At 51.3% G+C, this 16594-nt stretch carries 18 protein-coding genes, 3 pseudogenes and 1 riboswitch; of the genes and pseudogenes, 10 read left to right on the forward strand and 11 right to left on the reverse strand.

Annotated elements, in window-relative coordinates; all coding sequences use genetic code 11:
- Nucleotides 1-21: 21 nt before the first annotated feature.
- A riboswitch (TPP riboswitch) is annotated at nt 22-118 on the reverse strand.
- Nucleotides 119-687: 569 nt separating this feature from the next.
- Nucleotides 688-1086, forward strand: a complete 399-nt coding sequence (locus CS369_RS00245; protein ID WP_196905543.1) for an H-NS family nucleoid-associated regulatory protein — start codon at nt 688-690, stop codon at nt 1084-1086.
- Nucleotides 1087-1343: 257 nt separating this feature from the next.
- Here the strand turns inward: CS369_RS00245 and CS369_RS00250 are convergent, their stop codons facing one another.
- From CS369_RS00250 to CS369_RS22685, 3 genes are all read right to left on the reverse strand, one after another.
- Entirely contained in the window at nt 1344-1742 is a 399-nt protein-coding gene (locus CS369_RS00250; RefSeq protein WP_196905544.1) for a VOC family protein, read from the reverse strand.
- 188 nt (nt 1743-1930) lie between these two features.
- The gene (locus CS369_RS00255) at nt 1931-2611 is read right to left on the reverse strand and encodes a DMT family transporter (protein WP_307833623.1); all 681 of its coding nucleotides are present in this window, start codon (nt 2609-2611) and stop codon (nt 1931-1933) included.
- 3 nt (nt 2612-2614) lie between these two features.
- The gene (locus tag CS369_RS22685) at nt 2615-2833 is read right to left on the reverse strand and encodes a hypothetical protein (RefSeq protein WP_244664672.1); all 219 of its coding nucleotides are present in this window, start codon (nt 2831-2833) and stop codon (nt 2615-2617) included.
- 123 nt (nt 2834-2956) lie between these two features.
- Here CS369_RS22685 and CS369_RS00260 point away from each other — a divergent pair, with 123 nt between their 5' ends.
- A complete protein-coding gene (locus tag CS369_RS00260) occupies nt 2957-3535 on the forward strand; it encodes a helix-turn-helix domain-containing protein (RefSeq protein ID WP_196905545.1) in 579 nt (192 codons plus the stop codon).
- A 21-nt stretch (nt 3536-3556) separates the two neighbouring features.
- Here CS369_RS00260 and CS369_RS00265 read toward each other — a convergent pair.
- The 3 genes and pseudogenes from CS369_RS00265 to CS369_RS00275 all read right to left on the reverse strand — a co-directional run bounded on the left by CS369_RS00265 (nt 3557) and on the right by CS369_RS00275 (nt 4791).
- Nucleotides 3557-4334, reverse strand: a pseudogene (locus CS369_RS00265) (DUF3750 domain-containing protein).
- Entirely contained in the window at nt 4334-4474 is a 141-nt protein-coding gene (locus CS369_RS00270; RefSeq protein WP_196905546.1) for a hypothetical protein, read from the reverse strand. The pseudogene CS369_RS00265 and the gene CS369_RS00270 overlap by 1 nt, the downstream one beginning before the upstream one ends.
- A gap of 44 nt (nt 4475-4518) precedes the next feature.
- A complete protein-coding gene (locus CS369_RS00275) occupies nt 4519-4791 on the reverse strand; it encodes a helix-turn-helix transcriptional regulator (RefSeq protein WP_196905547.1) in 273 nt (90 codons plus the stop codon).
- Nucleotides 4792-4842: 51 nt separating this feature from the next.
- Here CS369_RS00275 and CS369_RS00280 point away from each other — a divergent pair, with 51 nt between their 5' ends.
- The 4 genes and pseudogenes from CS369_RS00280 to CS369_RS00295 all read left to right on the forward strand — a co-directional run bounded on the left by CS369_RS00280 (nt 4843) and on the right by CS369_RS00295 (nt 7029).
- Nucleotides 4843-5097 carry a helix-turn-helix domain-containing protein gene (locus tag CS369_RS00280; protein ID WP_196905548.1) on the forward strand — a complete coding sequence of 85 codons (255 nt, stop codon included), beginning with the start codon at nt 4843-4845 and terminating at the stop codon, nt 5095-5097.
- Between the two features lie 169 nt (nt 5098-5266).
- Nucleotides 5267-5656: pseudogene (locus CS369_RS24770) on the forward strand (SHOCT domain-containing protein).
- A gap of 284 nt (nt 5657-5940) precedes the next feature.
- The gene (locus CS369_RS00290) at nt 5941-6363 is read left to right on the forward strand and encodes a hypothetical protein (protein WP_196905549.1); all 423 of its coding nucleotides are present in this window, start codon (nt 5941-5943) and stop codon (nt 6361-6363) included.
- A gap of 15 nt (nt 6364-6378) precedes the next feature.
- Nucleotides 6379-7029, forward strand: a complete 651-nt coding sequence (locus CS369_RS00295) for a glycoside hydrolase family 28 protein (protein WP_196905550.1) — start codon at nt 6379-6381, stop codon at nt 7027-7029.
- Nucleotides 7030-7224: 195 nt separating this feature from the next.
- Here CS369_RS00295 and CS369_RS00300 read toward each other — a convergent pair whose 3' ends face one another.
- Nucleotides 7225-7995, reverse strand: a complete 771-nt coding sequence (locus CS369_RS00300) for a YdcF family protein (protein ID WP_196905551.1) — start codon at nt 7993-7995, stop codon at nt 7225-7227.
- A gap of 103 nt (nt 7996-8098) precedes the next feature.
- Between CS369_RS00300 and CS369_RS00305 the strand changes: the two genes are divergently transcribed.
- From CS369_RS00305 to CS369_RS00315, 3 genes are all read left to right on the forward strand, one after another.
- Nucleotides 8099-8953 carry an AraC family transcriptional regulator gene (locus tag CS369_RS00305; protein WP_196905552.1) on the forward strand — a complete coding sequence of 285 codons (855 nt, stop codon included), beginning with the start codon at nt 8099-8101 and terminating at the stop codon, nt 8951-8953.
- A gap of 57 nt (nt 8954-9010) precedes the next feature.
- On the forward strand, nt 9011-9418 hold the full coding sequence (locus CS369_RS00310) for a DUF2000 domain-containing protein (RefSeq protein WP_196905553.1): 408 nt from the start codon (nt 9011-9013) through the stop codon (nt 9416-9418).
- A gap of 196 nt (nt 9419-9614) precedes the next feature.
- Nucleotides 9615-10250: a glycoside hydrolase family 25 protein gene (locus CS369_RS00315; protein ID WP_196905554.1), complete on the forward strand. Its 636-nt coding sequence runs from the start codon at nt 9615-9617 to the stop codon at nt 10248-10250.
- A gap of 134 nt (nt 10251-10384) precedes the next feature.
- Here CS369_RS00315 and guaA read toward each other — a convergent pair whose 3' ends face one another.
- The gene (gene guaA, locus CS369_RS00320; RefSeq protein WP_196905555.1) at nt 10385-11962 is read right to left on the reverse strand and encodes a glutamine-hydrolyzing GMP synthase; all 1578 of its coding nucleotides are present in this window, start codon (nt 11960-11962) and stop codon (nt 10385-10387) included.
- Nucleotides 11963-12073: 111 nt separating this feature from the next.
- On the reverse strand, nt 12074-13537 hold the full coding sequence (gene guaB / locus CS369_RS00325; protein ID WP_196905556.1) for an IMP dehydrogenase: 1464 nt from the start codon (nt 13535-13537) through the stop codon (nt 12074-12076).
- 180 nt (nt 13538-13717) lie between these two features.
- On the opposite strand from guaB, the gene xseA reads away from it, so the two are divergent.
- Entirely contained in the window at nt 13718-15094 is a 1377-nt protein-coding gene (gene xseA, locus CS369_RS00330) for an exodeoxyribonuclease VII large subunit (RefSeq protein ID WP_196905557.1), read from the forward strand.
- A 218-nt stretch (nt 15095-15312) separates the two neighbouring features.
- On the opposite strand, the gene CS369_RS00335 is transcribed toward xseA, so the two are convergent.
- Entirely contained in the window at nt 15313-15543 is a 231-nt protein-coding gene (locus tag CS369_RS00335; RefSeq protein WP_196905558.1) for a zinc ribbon domain-containing protein, read from the reverse strand.
- A gap of 19 nt (nt 15544-15562) precedes the next feature.
- A pseudogene (locus CS369_RS00340) lies at nt 15563-16526 on the reverse strand (AEC family transporter).
- Nucleotides 16527-16594 lie beyond the last annotated feature (68 nt).

Here is a 16594-nt window from a genome sequence, read left to right on the forward strand (position 1 = left end):
CGTGCAAGAAGACGGTAGCCGATCGGAATACCGAGACTTCCCTACGCTGGCATTATCCAGATCAGGTGGTACGGGTATTTCTCAGCCTTCACAAAGAAGGGCACCCCGAGTCATCGCAACATCAATTTACTGTGGTACTGCCATAGCAAAACATATTTAGGATAATCATCAAACCAGAGTGTGTAAATTGATTTGTATTCACCTCCCGTCAAAGGACGATTGCCTGACCAGACATTCATTCACCGCTGAGTAAAAGGAAAGCAAAATGGTACGGGTTTTCACACTTGTCCACCCAATCCCCTTCCCTTCTGCGTATGACGAGCTGGCATTATATTCTTCTCGGTTACGCTTATACCCTTAAATAATTAGCGTTATACACAGGGGAAAAATGAGATCGCCCCGATAAGCTGACACCGGTAAGGGATTAGGTATGCCAATGCGGCTAACAGACAACCCCGCTTAAGTATGGATGGTTAAGTGATGAATTAATAAATAGAGGTAACCACGAGGCGTTGTGTTATTAACCAGCTAACGATTAACGTCCCTGCTTTACCCGTGCCTCGCGTTACGCATTTTTTTACATAAGACGCTATAAAAAAATATTTCATGCCGGCTTATCTGGTGTATATTGGAAAATCAAAAAATATCTTGTAAGCTAATAATGTCTCTTCTTTTTAAAGGAACACCATGATGAGTTTTGACGTGCTAAGTAATATTCGTTCTCTTCGCCCTCAGGCCCGAGATACCGATCTTGAAACCCTGGAAGAGCTGTTAAGCAAATTCACTGCAATTGTGGAAGAGCGCCGCGAAGAAAACAGCAAAATTCAGAAAGAGCAGGCAGAACGTTTGGCAAAACTGGATGCCATTCGTGCTCAGCTTCTTGAAGACGGTATTGATCCGGCTGAACTGCTGGAAAGCGTGAAATCTAAACCGGCTAAGGCCAAACGAGATCCTCGTCCGGCGAAATATAAATATATTGATGAGAATGGCACCGAGCAAACCTGGACCGGCCAAGGCCGCACGCCGAAAGCGATCCGTGAAGCCATTGATGGAGGAAGCAAAACGCTGGAAGATTTCGAGATTTAATTTGTTCTCTTCCTTGCCGTATTAGCGCGCATCACTTGTCTTGTTATGCATGGAGTAACGTTGTACTCCATGCATATCTTTTCTAATCTGCGATCGTTATCACCACCTGCGTTTCGCCTTCCTTGACAAAAAGTTTTTATCCCCCAAAGACCCGATTAAAATGGCGGAAAAATTAATACCGCAGGTGTATTAGCATGAGTATCAATCAGGATCCGATTTTCTTTGATCGTTTGCAGCCAACAAAAGAAGTGATATCACTAAGACGCAATACTGCGATGAAAGACGGCTTCGATGTTATATCCATCAGGATCGCGCACAAATGCCGCATAATAATGGGCATGATACAGCGCTCGAATTCCCGGCTTGCCATTATCCTGTCCGCCTGCCTCGATTGCTGCATGATAAAATGCATCAACAACATCACGCGTTTCAGCACTAAATGCAAAATGCGTCGCCGGGCAAGGTAATGCATTTCCCTGATAGATCCAAAATTCGCCGCCAGGATCGCTGAACTTTCCATATCCTTCCAACACGCCAAAATTTACCGCATGATTAAAATCTTTAATCAGACGATACCCTAACGGTGCCAGCGCGCTTTCATAAAACTGCCGACTGCGATCAATATCTGTCACCGGAACACTTAAATGATCTAACATTGAACGTTCCCCCTGTTATAAACACGAAACCACCTGCACATTGATGCGTCCTGTTTTCATCCTGAAAACCCATCCCCTTTTGCGAAAAAATATCGGAACGGTGTCGCATCGTAGCCTGAATTCGCGCTACCGGATGCTGACCTTGGTCAACATCAATGCAGGCTGGCATAACGCGCTAATGAGGAAGATTAGCGCTGTTGTCTTTGGGAGAAAAAACGACACCGGACATTGATGCCAGCAACCGCAGCCAGAACGATCAGGGTTCCTGTCAACTGCCACCCATTCAATGGTCGATGCAACACCCAGGCATCGACCAAAATAGCCACGACAGGGTAGATAAAAGCGAGCCCGCCGACCAATATTGTCGGGGTTTTTTGCACCGCGCTGTAAAGTAGTACGGACATCAGGCCAGTATGCACAAAGCCAATCACTACCAGCAGCCCCCAGACGGCGCTGACAGAGAATGCCGTGGGCAGAGAGACAACAGGCAACAATATCAGGCAGCCAACCCCTAACTGGATAAACACCATCAGGCAAGGAGACACACCGTGCAATGCCTTGGTAATTGCTGCTGTGATGGCGTAAAAAAAGGCGGCAGCCAATGCAAACCCTACCCCATAGACGTATTGGCCAGAATCCTGATCCTGTTGCTGACCGCCCAACATAATCAGCGCCACACCGGAGAAGGCAATAACCATCCAACCAAGCTTGTAACGTGTCAGTGTTTCATTGAACAACACCGACCCTAGCGCAACCAAAATAAACGGCTGTACGTGGTAGGTTATGGTTGCAACTGCAATAGAGGTCTTTGCATACGCGATAAACAGACAAACCCAGTTGAGCGTCAATGTGACGCAGCCTAACAGAATCCATTACAACTGCCTGCGCGCCAGCATACCACGGCGTAAAAGACCTTGCGCAGCACAGACCAGCGCCATCGCTAACGCGCCGAAGGCACAGCGCCAAAAGACCACTGTTAACGCAGGTAAGTCTGTGGCTAACACGAACCATCCCACCGTTCCTGAAATGATCATGGCTATCGCCATCTTCAGCGATCCTGCCCCCCACTCGGCGCGTTGATCGGATGCCATACCTATTACCTCGCATACAGTAAATAACATAACGAACGATTGTTCGACAAAAAGAACGCGTGGTATAATGGCTATCGCAACATCGGATGCCAAACAGAACGATCGTTTTTTATGGAGAACGACATGCAACTTTCATCAACGCCGATAGGTATTCTCGCCGTAGCGGTAAAACGCGAACGCGAGCGGATAGGTATTTCCGTCAGTGAACTGGCCAAACGTGCTGGCATCGCAAAATCGACGCTATCCCAATTGGAGTCAGGCAGCGGTAATCCCAGCCTGGAAACGCTCTGGGCGCTGGCGATGGCACTGGATGTGCATGTAACACAGTTGATTGCAGCACCGCAGCCCCAGGTGCAGGTGATCCGTGCGCATGAGGGTGAAATTGTCGCCGCTGAACAGGCACATTATTTTGTGACACTGCTCGCCGTCTGTCCGAGAGGAATGCAACGCGATATCTACCGCGTGACAGCGCAGCCGGGAAGTATACGTCGCTCAGTCCCCCATCAACCCGGCACACTGGAACATGTCATGCTCAGCCGTGGGCGTGCCGTACTGGGTCCTGAAGGGCATGAGATTACGCTTAACGCCGGTGATTACGTCAGCTATGCCGCAGATGGGCCGCACACCTTTGAAGCATTGGAGGAAGATACCTGTGCGGTGATGATTATTGAGCACCCACTCTTCGCAAGACGTATCGGCTAGCGCGCACCACGCCTTTTACCGTCAGCGTTCTTGCTGCTGATCGACATTGTCAAAATCTAATCGACCAATGAAAGGCAGACGCAACGCTGGCGGATTCACATCAATACCCAGGTTCATCCCCAGCATGTTCACTTCCAGGCCTTCTTACAGCGCCAACATGACGCCCAGCGCCCCCAGAACCGAAATCTGAACGCCCCTGCCCGAGGGAGCCAACCCCACCGAATTCACGATTGAGCGGTAATCTTTACCAATAGCGTTGGCGGGCATATCCAGCTTTAAGGCAGGCACTTCACGGCCAATATGCGCGAGAAAGGTGTTGCTGTTCGGGTCCAAGCCAGGCGCGATAGGTCTGCGGCCAGGGATAGCTTTTGATCGCGGCATCGATCTGCGGGATCATCGCCTGCACCGCCTCACCGCGATGTTCAACCAGCAGTTTCGGCGTGGCCCCGTACCAGAATCCATCCGGTAGCGTGTAATTCAGGCGTACCACATTGTCACTTCCCCAATTGATCACTTAATAACGCCGGTAGCGGGTTTCACCTTTGGCTTTCAGGATAATCCAGGGGTGAACCGCCACCAGACCGCGCCAGCCTTAGGTCGGTGCGGCATACACTTGAACAATAGCAGTATCTCGCCAACGCACGGGATCGGGTGCGACGCCCGCGGAGTCACGCCGAGCGGACCACCATCCTTGGCCGCTCAGCGCTTCACCACCGCGCGTCGAGTGCGCCCAGCTTTGCCAGAATGACAGCAACAATACGCTGACGATGGTCACACCTACGATCTTGGTAAACTTCATCAACCCCATCCTGTTAATGCCGGCAACAAATAACGCTTCATTGTTGCATCATCAAAGAAATCAAGGCTGTCAGCAATACCTTTCGCCGTAAAAACGTGCAGAGCGACCATGATGCCAAACCTGTGCTGAACATCAGGCAATCTCAGCCACCCGCGTAGGGCGGATGGCTATCAAGCTGCCCTGCTCAGTGGCGATTTTTCAGGTAGCGTGAAGGCCAGATCTCTTCCGGGCTCACGTTTATCGCTTGTGCAATAAGCAGCTCCCCCTTAGGCCACCGTCGTGTCAGTGCATTCGCCAGCGTTGATGATGCCAACCCAGACGCCCGAGACAATGCTGCCAGCGACGTCCCCTTCCTTTTTATGGCAGCAATGATATCTGCTGGGTGCCAATCCTGTTTTCCATTTACGCCTCCAGTTCGTTGACTATAAGTCACTGAGTTACCAAAAAATCTTACCATTATGACTAATAGTCCGTGGACTGATAAGCATCAAAAAACAATGCTTACTCCATGAAAACACCCAACTCTATCAAAGCCCATATGGGTCAGCACGTGAGATCACTCAGATTGCAGGCGAATCTGTCGCAAGAAGCTTTTGCTGAAAAATGTGGGTTGGACCGCACATATCTCAGTGGCGTTGAGCGCGGCGTGCGCAATCCAACGCTGGAAGTGCTCTATATCATCGCCGTTGGGTTACACATCGATCTGGTGACTCTGTTTGCTTTTGAAGATGACGTTCAGGCTGCACCATCGCCAGATCAATAGCGCGCAATGTCTTTGGCAGTTATTCCTCACTGCTTATTCATCCATTCATCGCAATAGCCCCCTCATTTCTGTTTTTCCCTGTTGTGTGGAAAAAATAAATCTGTGCTATACCTTTATTATGTTCATCTGGACGCCTAATTTAATTCATTAAATCCTGAGGAAACACAAAATGGCAACGCACCTACTGACGCTGTGGGATATATTGGTCTCGGCATTTTCACTGTTCTTTTTTATTGCCTATCTTTTTATTCTCTTCCAGGTGGTGTCCGATCTGTTTCGCGATCAGGAAGCCATCGGCCTTTACAAAGCGGCGTGAATTGCTTTCTTACTGTTTATTCCGCTACTTACCTCTCTCATCTACCTTATCGTACGTGGCAAGGGCATGGCAGAACGACATCGCGCTCAGGTGAAAAAGTCTGTCTCAGCAACTAACGAGTATATTCGTGAGGTCGCGGGAAAATCGCCCACCGAGCAGATATCCGATGCCAAAAAATTGTTAGACGATAGCATCATAACTGAAGATGAATACCAAAAGCTGAAAGCGAAAGCCCTGGCTTGATTGAGAGATATTATTTATACGCCGCTATTTTATCCTGCTGCGACAGCGGAAAAGGAGCGGCGATAGTGATAAAACGAAGTATAACTTTGTGACACTTTCTTACGCGGCAACGAGAGTGCGGCGTTTGCGGTTCTGTTTTAATTATCGTCTGGAAGAAAACAACGAATTTACCTTAGAAGATGGTTAGCAGACTACGCCGATGAAAGTAAAGACACTCACAACGTTACTGTCGCTTTGCCCCGCATTTTTATTGAGCATCGTGCACGGCCGCCGATCGCCGCCAGGTGCAAGAACCCACCTATCCGCAGCACATTTGTACCACCCTGACGCCCGAACCGGGAAACAATCAGCAACGGATTCAGCAGGCCATCGATCGCTGCCCTGCGGGTCAAGCCGTGAAATTAATCGCCACCAACGGCCAAAATACCTTTTTAAGCGGCCCGCTGACTATGCGTTCCGGCATATGGCTATGGGTGGATAAAGGTGCCGTACTCGTAGCCTCTGCCAACCCTGCCGATTACGACAAAGGCAATGGCATTTGCGGCACGCTCAGAAATCAGAAGGGGCAATGTCAGCCCTTTATTCATATTGATAACGTACAGGGCGGTGGCCTGGTCGGCGAAGGCACAATTGATGGGCGAGGCAACCAGGTCATGGAGGGTAAAACTGAAACCTGGTGGCAGTTGGCGCGACGTGCGCAAAAGTAAGGGGGCAACCAGAACGTGCCTCGTTTTATTCAAATCGATAACGCCAAAAATCTGACCTTTTATCACATCCGTTTAATCAACTCGCCTAACTTTCATCTGGTGCTGAATAAGTTACAAGAGATCACGGTGTGGGGAATTGTTATCGATACCCCAGCGGATGCGCGTAATACCGACGGTATCGATCCAGGCGCAGCAACCGATGTGACAATAGCGAAAAGCGTTATCCGCACCGGTGATGACAATATTGCGATTAAAGTAGGCAACAGCGGGCCAACGCGTTTTATCTCTATTCTGGATAACCACTTCTATTCCGGTCACGGCATGTCTATCGGCAGTGAAACCAACAGTGGCATCAGCGATATTCTGATTAAAGATCTTACCTTGAATGGCACAACGTCAGGCATCAGAATTAAAAGTGATTCCAGCCGCGGCGGAATCGTCGAAAACCTCCAGGTTGAGAATGTGTGCTTACGCAATAACAAATGGCCGATTACGCTGGATACGGCCTATGAAGGCAAAAAAGGTAACCTTATTCCCTGGTACCACCCTATTTCGCTGAAAAATGTGTCCGGTAACGGCGGCAAGGTGGTACTTAACGGCTATTACAGCGATCATCCCCTTGATGTGACCTTTGACGGTGTCAAAATCGATAATCTTCAAGGATGACATCAACAGAACACCATTGTTCATGTAACCGAAGGCGGCTTGACCCCAGCGCCATCGACCATCGCCAACGCAACAGCGGTGAAAACGGCGTATTCCTGTGAAGGCAAATGGCTGCCTTTCCCGGCAACGCGCCAATAATATCAATAACCAAACTTGACAGCGCAACTCTGCCGTCGGCACTATTCGACGGCAGGTTTATCTGACATTCACCTGAACGCCCTCATTTTCAATAAGCCGCCGCCAGGCGTTTTCTACTGCATCAGGAATATCAACATGGCCGATAAAACCGGCTCCTGCTGGCCCATAGCCGGTTGCATCATCGCGCAAGCGCTTGACCTCAAATAATATCATGGCGATATAGCGTTCAAGCGCCCATATGCCCGCACGTTGTCCGCCGGTAATCACCAGAGAACTGCCCACCTTAACTACATGCGGCACAAATACCGGCCAGTTGATAAATCGACCAGTTATATTTTTCTGTCGCCAACTGTGCTGAAAAGATTCGAAGGTTCTGCGCTGCATGAGCGGGTCCTGAACCAGCAGGATCGTCGAGGGAAAAGATGACTGGGCCAACAGCCTGTCTCTGCTGAAATCCGCATTTTGACCACAGTTGGTCGAGTGATTTTCTATCTCTATTTTTTCCCAGGGGATCGCGAAAACCTGATGTGCTATCTCGGCGAGAATATCTGCTTCCCCCTGCCCTTCGGTCTCAATGGCAGCCGTGAGTGGGTCCTGTTTTACCGCCTGCTGTAACAGCGTGGTTGAATGGCCGATCCCCCCGCTCAGTAACACAGGAACGCCAGTTTGCGCGGCAAAATCAAGCGCACCGATAATATTCGGCATGATAGCGTGTCCCGCCAAAATCAGCAGGTCCGGGTTCAGATTTTCATGGGTGCCAAGATCGTAAAGGGCTAACCAGCCCGCCAGCGTATTCAAATCGAGAATGGCTTCATCAGAGATGTGCATTGTGTTTTCTACCCTATCGGATGCACGGAAAGCGACATCGGCGACAACAAGATGGATGATAGTTTAAAACAGAGATACCCTAGACTATGACGGAACTTACCCAATGACAACGACCATTAATCAAACGGCCAGCAGAGATTGGGTGAATCTTCGTCGTGATGAAGAAACTGGCATAGAGAGCTTACATGCCCATTTTCGCGGGCATGCCTATGATTCCCATGACCACGACGAAGTATTAGTCGGGGTCACACAGCAAGGGCAACAACAGTTTACCTGCCACCGCGCGATGCACACCAGCCATCCAGGGCACGCCATCCTGATCGAACCGGAGGCTGTGCACGACGGCCATGCCATACAAGCAGAGGGTTTCACCTACGTCATGCTTTATCTCCCGCAAGCCTGGGCGACAGAAATGATGCAGCGGCGTGGGTTACCCAACGTGTCCGCATTAGAGGCCGCGTTTAAAAATACCCTGACCGACGATCCGAGGTTAATTTTTGCGATTCAACAGGCCTTTTTCGCTATCCATCACCACGAAGGCCGACTCGCTCGCGATCAAAGTCTGGATCATCTGCTTTCGTTGCTCGCTCGGCATATTGTGACCCGGCCAGCCTCCGTTGGGAACGAATCGTTGCGCCAGATGTATCAACTCAAAGATCATCTGCACGACAACATGCATCTGGATATTGGGCTGGATGAACTGGCTCGCCATTCGGGTATCGACCGATTTCGCTTAAGCCGCCAGTTCAAAAGCGCGTTCGGTCAGTCTCCACACGCTTCTCTGGTTCGACTCCGACTGCGCACGGCACGTACCCTACTTGCCATGGGAAATGAGCCCGCCAAGGTTGCCTCTCTGGTGGGCTTTTCGGATCAAAGTCATATGGGTCGTTGGCTTCAACGCGCTTATCGGCTTTCTCCGGCTGCCTACCAACGCCAATGCACAAACGTTCTAGACTGAGGTCGCCCCCATCTCCGATGATTTCCAGCGCAAGTGATAATCGGAGAATGATAACTGATGTTTGATACAAAAATCGTGTTTGTAGTGCGCAATGATTTACCCACCTGGCAGAGATTAAACGTTGTGGCTTTTCTGGAGACCGGAATAGCCTCGGCTCACCCCGATATTATGGGGTTGCCCTATGTGGACGCGCACGGACGCCATTATGGCAATATGTCCGGGCAGCCAATGCTTATTTTTGAGGCCGACCTTAGCGAGTTGCAAACAGCGCATCGCAAGGGGCTTGAGCGTGAACTGATGTTGATTCCTTACGTACACGCCATGTTTTCGACCGGCCATGACAATGCTAACCGAGCGGTATTTATGGCTGAAGAGGCCAATAATATTAATCTAGTTGGTCTTGCGATGCGCAGTTCGAAAAAAACAGTGGATAAGGTAATAAAGGGACTATCGTTGCATAAATAAACCACGATATAGCCGATAAACTTCGGGTGCATCTGTAGTGAGGCACCGCTTTATTTGCCGATGGTTTATATATAGTTTAATGAAATTCTCTCTCAGTGTTGTCCAAGAATGAGGTGTCATTACCTGAACAGGGTAGCGCTTTATCGTTTTGACACCCAAAGGACTATTATTCATGCACAAACAGAGAGGAATAATTATGAACAATAACGTTATTGCCATCTCCAGATTCCAGGGAACCATTGAATGGGATAAAGTAAAAAAAGACGGTGTCAGCATGGCGTTTTCTCGCCTGGGAGAAAGTGAGACCTATATTGACCCGACGTTTTCTGAAAATTTCCGAAAATCCAGAGTGGCAGGTATCCCTTCCGGGGCCTGGCATATTTTCAGAGCCAAATCCAGCACGCCAGAAGCACAGGCAAGAACCATAGTAAACACGCTGAAAGAGGCAGGATTTACCAACAAAAATGCTTTTGCCTTTGAAGTCAATAATAAGGTCGGAAGTAATAAGACTGCTACCAAAAATGAAATGGCGAATAACCTTTACCATCTGATACAGCATATTATTGATTCAGACCTTCCCATTTGTACCAATAATTTATACATCAAAACCAATATTGATACCAGGAAGAACAGCGTTGCATGGGAATTGCATGATGATTTTCTTCGGAAAATAAAAATTTGGCCCGAACACTGGAGAACACAACCTGACTACCCTGATACATTATATCCCTGGGAAAAAGGAAACTGGAGTTTCTGGGAATATTCATCTCACGGAACGATAAAAGGCATTAATGGCGATGTATTGATCAGTAAAGTCAACCCGCAGCGCTAACGCTTGAATCACTAAGCGGTAAAAAAAACCGCGGAGAATGTCACAGGACATTCTCCGCTGAGGTCGATGTAGATTATGCCGCCAGACATAATTCAGTTACAGGGGCAATCCTCTACGTTAACGTTAAATGGCGATTATTCCCACTCAATCGTTGCAGGCGGCTTGCCAGACACGTCATACACCACGCGAGAAATGCCATCGACTTCGTTGATGATGCGGTTGGAAACGCGACCCAGGAAGTCATACGGCAAGTGTGCCCAGTGAGCGGTCATAAAGTCGATAGTTTCAACCGCACGCAGAGAGACAACCCAGTCGTATTTACGACCGTCGCCCATCACGCCTACAGAACGCACCGGCAGGAACACAGTAAAGGCCTGGCTTACCTTGTGGTACAGGTCAGCGTTGTGCAGTTCTTCGATGAAGATGGCATCGGCACGGCGCAGCAGATCGCAGTACTCTTTCTTCACTTCGCCCAACACGCGTACTCCAAGGCCCGGACCGGGGAACGGGTGGCGGTACAGCATGTTGTAAGGCAAGCCCAGTTCTAGACCAATTTTACGCACTTCGTCTTTGAACAGCTCTTTCAGCGGCTCAACCAGACCCAGCTTCATCTCTTTCGGCAGGCCACCCACGTTGTGGTGAGACTTGATGACGTGCGCTTTGCCGGTCTTGGACGCCGCTGATTCAATCACGTCAGGATAGATGGTGCCCTGCGCCAGCCATTTCACCTCGGTCTGCTTGCTTGCTTCTTCATCGAACACTTCGACGAACACGCGACCAATGATTTTGCGTTTGGCTTCCGGATCGTTTTCACCGGCCAATTCAGACAGGAAACGATCTTCCTCAGCCACGTGCACGATATTCAGACCAAAGTGATCGCCGAACATTTCCAGCACCTGATCCGCTTCGTTCAAACGCAGCAGGCCATTATCCACGAACACGCAGGTCAAACGATCGCCAATGGCACGGTGCAACAGCATCGCCGTAACAGATGAGTCAACACCACCGGACAGGCCCAGAATAACGCGATCGTTGCCAATCTGTTCCCGCAGGCGCACTACCGCGTCATCGATGATTTTTGCCGGCGTCCATAGCGCATCACATTGGCAGATATCATGTACAAAGCGTTCCAGCATGCGCTGCCCCTGACGGGTATGTGTCACTTCCGGGTGGAACTGTACGCCGTAAAAGCGTTTCTCTTCGTTAGCCATAATGGCAAACAGGCAGGTATCGGTGCTGGCAACGGTGACGAAATCAGATGGAATGGCCGTCACTTTATCGCCGTGGCTCATCCATACGTCAATCAGCGGCGCACCGCTTTCACTCAGCGCATCCTGAATATCGCGCAGCAGCGCGCTTTCCGCTTTGATTTCGACCTGAGCATAACCAAACTCACGCTCGCTGGAGCTTGCCACATGTCCACCCAGCTGCATTGCCATGGTCTGCATGCCGTAGCACACACCCAACACCGGTACACCGGCCTGGAACACATATTCCGGCGCGCGCGGGCTGTTGTGCTCGGTGGTGCTTTCTGGGCCACCGGAAAGGATGATGCCGTTCGGGTTAAATTCGCGAATCTGTGCTTCGGTAACGTCCCATGCCCAGAGCTCGCAATAAACGCCCAGTTCACGCACGCGGCGCGCGACCAGTTGCGTGTACTGCGAACCAAAATCCAGAATGAGTATGCGGTGTTGATGAATATTTTCTGTCATGAGAGGCGTATTCCAAAATACGTAAGGAGCAAAAAATAAAAGAACCCGGCGAAGTTTACCGGGTTTCTGTCAAATCAGCCATCACATCGGCAGATTGGCCTGTGGGCCCAATCAACCCATCCGATAGTTCGGAGATTCTTTGGTGATGGTCACATCGTGCACGTGGCTTTCCTGAATGCCTGCACCGCTGATGCGAACAAATTCGGCCTGAGTGCGCAGTGCGTCAATAGTGCCATAACCGGTCAAGCCCATGCAGGAACGCAGGCCGCCCATCTGCTGATGCACGATCTCTTTCAGGCGGCCTTTATAAGCAACACGCCCTTCGATCCCTTCCGGCACCAGTTTATCTGCAGCATTATAGCTCTGGAAATAACGGTCAGAAGAGCCTTTGGACATGGCACCCAACGAGCCCATCCCACGGTAAGATTTAAAGGAACGGCCTTGATACAGCTCGATCTCACCCGGAGATTCTTCCGTGCCCGCCAGCATAGAACCTACCATCACACAGGCTGCACCCGCAGCGATGGCTTTGGCGATGTCACCGGAGAAACGGATACCGCCATCAGCAATGACTGGAATGCCAGTACCTTCAAGCGCTGCTACCGCGTCGGAAATCGCGGTGATCTGCGGTACACCCACGCCGGTAACGATACGGGTGGTACAAATAGAACCAGGGCCAATACCGACTTTCACGGCGCTCACACCTGCTTCAGCCAGCGCTTTGGCACCGACACCGGTGGCAACGTTGCCGCCGATGATTTGCAGGTCGGGGTATTTAGCGCGGGTTTCACGAATGCGCTGCAACACGCCCTCAGAGTGGCCGTGCGAGGAGTCGATCAGCAGTACGTCAACACCGGCAGCAACCAGCGCATCGACGCGCTCCTCGTTGCCCGCACCAGCGCCAACTGCCGCACCAACGCGTAGGCGACCATGTTCGTCTTTACAAGCGTTAGGTTTACGCTCGGCTTTCTGGAAGTCTTTCACAGTGATCATGCCGAGCAGATGGAAGCTCCCATCCACCACCAGCGCTTTCTCAACGCGTTTTTCATGCATTTTTTGCAGCACCACGTCACGCGCTTCGCCTTCACGCACCGTTACCAGACGGTCCTTCGGCGTCATCACGGCGCTCACCGGACGTTCCAAATCAGTCACAAAACGCACGTCACGACCAGTGATAATTCCAACCAGTTCGTTATCGTCAGTCACTACCGGGTAACCAGCAAAGCCGTTACGTTCGGTCAGCGCTTTGACTTCACGCAGCGTGGTGGTTGGCGTCACAGTTTGCGGATCGACAACCACGCCGCTTTCATGGCGTTTCACCCGGCTGACTTCTTCAGCCTGGCGCTCAATCGACATGTTTTTATGGATGAAACCGATGCCGCCTTCCTGCGCCAATGCGATGGCCAAACCGGATTCCGTCACGGTATCCATGGCAGCAGAGAGCATAGGAATATTCAAACGAATCGTTTTTGTGAGCTGGGTGGTGAGATCGGCAGTGTTCGGCAGAACGGTCGAGTGAGCTGGGATCAGGAGGACGTCATCAAACGTCAGTGCTTCTTTGGCAATACGTAGCATGGGCAATATCTCATGTGGGGATGCGATAAAATATTGCCGTTGCATTATACAGAGCGTAATCGGTTGCCTCCAGCTTTTTTATAAAAAAACTTGATTAACCTTTCAGGCAAGGTAGTATTGGTCAATTAACCCTCTGTTTTAAAATTTGATCTCGCTCACTAAATCGGGTTAGCCAACGCCATGTCCCAAGCGCCTTCATCCACTATTTTTACCGTCAGCCGCCTCAATCAAACCGTCCGGCAACTGTTGGAAATGGAAATGGGGCAAATCTGGCTGTGCGGCGAGATATCCAACTTCTCCCAACCCGCCTCCGGTCACTGGTACTTTACCCTGAAAGATGAGCGCGCTCAGGTGCGCTGCGCCATGTTTCGCACCAGCAATCGCCGTGTGACGTTTCGCCCACAAAACGGGCAGCAAGTGTTGCTGCGCGCCACGATCACCCTGTACGAACCGCGCGGTGATTACCAACTGCTGGCAGAAAGCATGCAACCCGCAGGCGATGGCCTGTTGCAACAGCAGTTCGAACAGCTTAAGCAGCGGTTAGCGTCAGAAGGATTGTTCGATCAGTCATTTAAACAGGCGCTCCCTCGCCCTTCCAGCAGCGTCGGCGTCATTACTTCACCTAGCGGCGCGGCGCTGCATGATATCCTGCATGTGCTACAGCGGCGCGATCCCGCACTGCAGGTGGTGATTTATCCAAGTCAGGTGCAAGGCGAAGAGGCTCCAACGCAAATTGTTCGTGCCATTCAGCTTGCCAATCAACGACAAGAGTGTGATGTGCTGATCGTTGGGCGCGGCGGTGGTTCGCTGGAAGATCTCTGGAGCTTTAACGATGAACGGGTGGCTTGCGCCATTTTCGCCAGTCGTATTCCTATTGTGAGCGCTGTCGGCCATGAAACCGATGTCACCATTGCCGACTTCGTGGCGGATTTACGCGCCCCCACCCCGTCGGCGGCGGCAGAGTTGGTCAGTCGCGATCGTAACGAACTGCTGCGCCAGCTACATGCACAACGTCAGCGGCTGGAAATGGCGATGGATTATTCACTGGCCCAGCGCCAGCGCGATTTCGCCCGACTCCACCACCGTTTGCAGCAACAGCATCCGCAGTTACGCTTGGTGCGTCAGCTTAACCAATTGATCACCCTGCGGCGCAGGCTCGATGAGAGCATGCAGCAGCAACTGCGGCGCGCGACCCTGCGCAATGAGCGGTTGCAGCAGCGGCTGACGCAGCAGCAACCGCTTTCACGTATTCATCGTGCGCAGCAACACCTGCAACAGATGCAGTATCAATTGCAGCGGCTTATCACCCGGCAACTGAGTGAGAATAAACAGAGGTTGGGTGAGGTTTGTTCCCATCTGGAAGGCGTCAGCCCGCTAAAAACGCTGGCGCGTGGCTATAGCGTGACCACCACCCCCTCAGGGCAGGTTTTACGCGCCACGACTCAGGCAGCACCAGGCGACACGCTAAAAACCCGGTTACAGGACGGCTGGGTGGAAAGCCAGGTCACGCAGGTCACGCCGGATGCTAAAAAGCGCGCACGTCGGAAAACATCTTAACGCTTCAGACTGATGGTAAAGACGCGTATCTTTTCGTCATCCTCGGCGAAAGCCGGGGATCTCCGCCAGAAGAAATGAGTGTAACCCGCGGAGATTCCCGCCTACGCGGGAATGACGTAGGTGGGTGGGAATGACGAAAATAGCTAAAAATGACCGTTTTCGGTCGATTTTTCAGCAATCCAACGCACCTTATCGCTTGTTTTTCACTCAGCGCACACTTAGTCCTGTTCCGACTGATAGCTGAACAGCACGCGTTGGCGTGAAATCAAACCGTGGCCACGTTGGCAGAAATAACTCACCGAACCGCAGGCTGATAAGGTTTGCAGAGGCTGCTGGCATTCCGGGCAATACGCTTGTTGCTGAAAATGGTGATGGCACTGCGGGCACTGGAACCGACTATCGTTCAGCCAGTTCAGGGCATGTTGGCAATGCGGGCACAGGGTTTCCATTGGCTCCTCCGTTTCAGGCTTAAGCGATACCCCAGGCGCGTAACAAATAAACCCCGAGCGCTGTGGCAAAAAACGATCCTACCGTGGTCATGGCGATAATGTTGGCCGCCAGCGTAGCATTCCCCCCATAGCCCGAGTCATGGCATAGCTGCCTGCCGCCGTCGGGGTCGAGGTAAAGAGAAAAATGATCCCCAACTGCACGCCGCGAAATTCTACCAGCCAGCAGCCGAGCGTCAGCAGGCCTGGCACCACCACCAGTTTGGCAACGGTGGAGAACGCCGCGACGTTACTGGTGCGCAGCATGGTTTTGAAATCCAGACTCACCCCGGCGCACACCAATGCCAATGGCAGCGCCAGCCCGGAGATCTGCTGACCCGTTTGTCGCACCACGTCAGGCAGCGCCAAGCCAGACTGAGAATAGCCCACCCCCAGTAACAGCCCAATAATCAGCGGATTGGTCGCGATGCTGGTCAACAGCGCTTTCTTGCTGACGCGGCCGCCATCCAGCCCCCGCCGTAGACTGCGCGTTAGGGTGATCACGGACAGCACGTTGAACAAGATAACAGAGAAGTGACCGTCAGGTAGAGCGAGCCGACCGCAATCCCCTGCTCACCATAAGCGCGTACTGCAAACGCCAACCCCATAATGCCGGTGTTGGATCGAAAGCCACCCTGAACGAAAATACCGCGCTCACGGGGATCTTTCATCAGATAAACAGCCGCATACTCGAGCAATAAAAACGTGGTTACGGTGCCTACGGCACCATAGAGGATCATCGGGAAATGCGTGACAATTGACTGTTGGCTGGTCGCCACGCTGAAAAACAGCAGGAAGGGCAGCGCCAGATTAAACACCAGCTTCATTGCCGAATCGCAAAAGGCGTCATCCAACTGCCCCAAACGGTGCAGCCCCATGCCCATCAACAGGATTAACAGGTTGGGCATGGTGACATTAAAGGCAAAACTCCAGGTTTCCCAAGACATAACGTACACTTTCACACAGGGTTGACGGTCATTGCTGATTCAAAAGCCATAATAAAAATGGGGCGGAT

The sequence above is a fragment of the Candidatus Symbiopectobacterium sp. 'North America' genome (assembly GCF_015762685.1).
In the GTDB taxonomy this organism is placed as follows: domain Bacteria; phylum Pseudomonadota; class Gammaproteobacteria; order Enterobacterales; family Enterobacteriaceae; genus Symbiopectobacterium.

Excerpts from the sequence above, each read along its gene's own strand:
- CS369_RS00245 (WP_196905543.1), top strand. The coding sequence starts at position 688 with ATGATGAGTTTTGACGTGCTAAGTAATATTCGTTCTCTTCGCCCTCAG.
- CS369_RS00250 (WP_196905544.1), bottom strand. The coding sequence starts at position 1,742 with ATGTTAGATCATTTAAGTGTTCCGGTGACAGATATTGATCGCAGTCGG.
- CS369_RS22685 (WP_244664672.1), bottom strand. The coding sequence starts at position 2,833 with ATGGCATCCGATCAACGCGCCGAGTGGGGGGCAGGATCGCTGAAGATG.
- CS369_RS00260 (WP_196905545.1), top strand. The coding sequence starts at position 2,957 with ATGCAACTTTCATCAACGCCGATAGGTATTCTCGCCGTAGCGGTAAAA.
- CS369_RS00275 (WP_196905547.1), bottom strand. The coding sequence starts at position 4,791 with ATGGTAAGATTTTTTGGTAACTCAGTGACTTATAGTCAACGAACTGGA.
- CS369_RS00280 (WP_196905548.1), top strand. The coding sequence starts at position 4,843 with ATGAAAACACCCAACTCTATCAAAGCCCATATGGGTCAGCACGTGAGA.
- CS369_RS00300 (WP_196905551.1), bottom strand. The coding sequence starts at position 7,995 with ATGCACATCTCTGATGAAGCCATTCTCGATTTGAATACGCTGGCGGGC.
- CS369_RS00305 (WP_196905552.1), top strand. The coding sequence starts at position 8,099 with ATGACAACGACCATTAATCAAACGGCCAGCAGAGATTGGGTGAATCTT.
- CS369_RS00310 (WP_196905553.1), top strand. The coding sequence starts at position 9,011 with ATGTTTGATACAAAAATCGTGTTTGTAGTGCGCAATGATTTACCCACC.
- CS369_RS00315 (WP_196905554.1), top strand. The coding sequence starts at position 9,615 with ATGAACAATAACGTTATTGCCATCTCCAGATTCCAGGGAACCATTGAA.
- guaA (WP_196905555.1), bottom strand. The coding sequence starts at position 11,962 with ATGACAGAAAATATTCATCAACACCGCATACTCATTCTGGATTTTGGT.
- guaB (WP_196905556.1), bottom strand. The coding sequence starts at position 13,537 with ATGCTACGTATTGCCAAAGAAGCACTGACGTTTGATGACGTCCTCCTG.
- xseA (WP_196905557.1), top strand. The coding sequence starts at position 13,718 with ATGTCCCAAGCGCCTTCATCCACTATTTTTACCGTCAGCCGCCTCAAT.
- CS369_RS00335 (WP_196905558.1), bottom strand. The coding sequence starts at position 15,543 with ATGGAAACCCTGTGCCCGCATTGCCAACATGCCCTGAACTGGCTGAAC.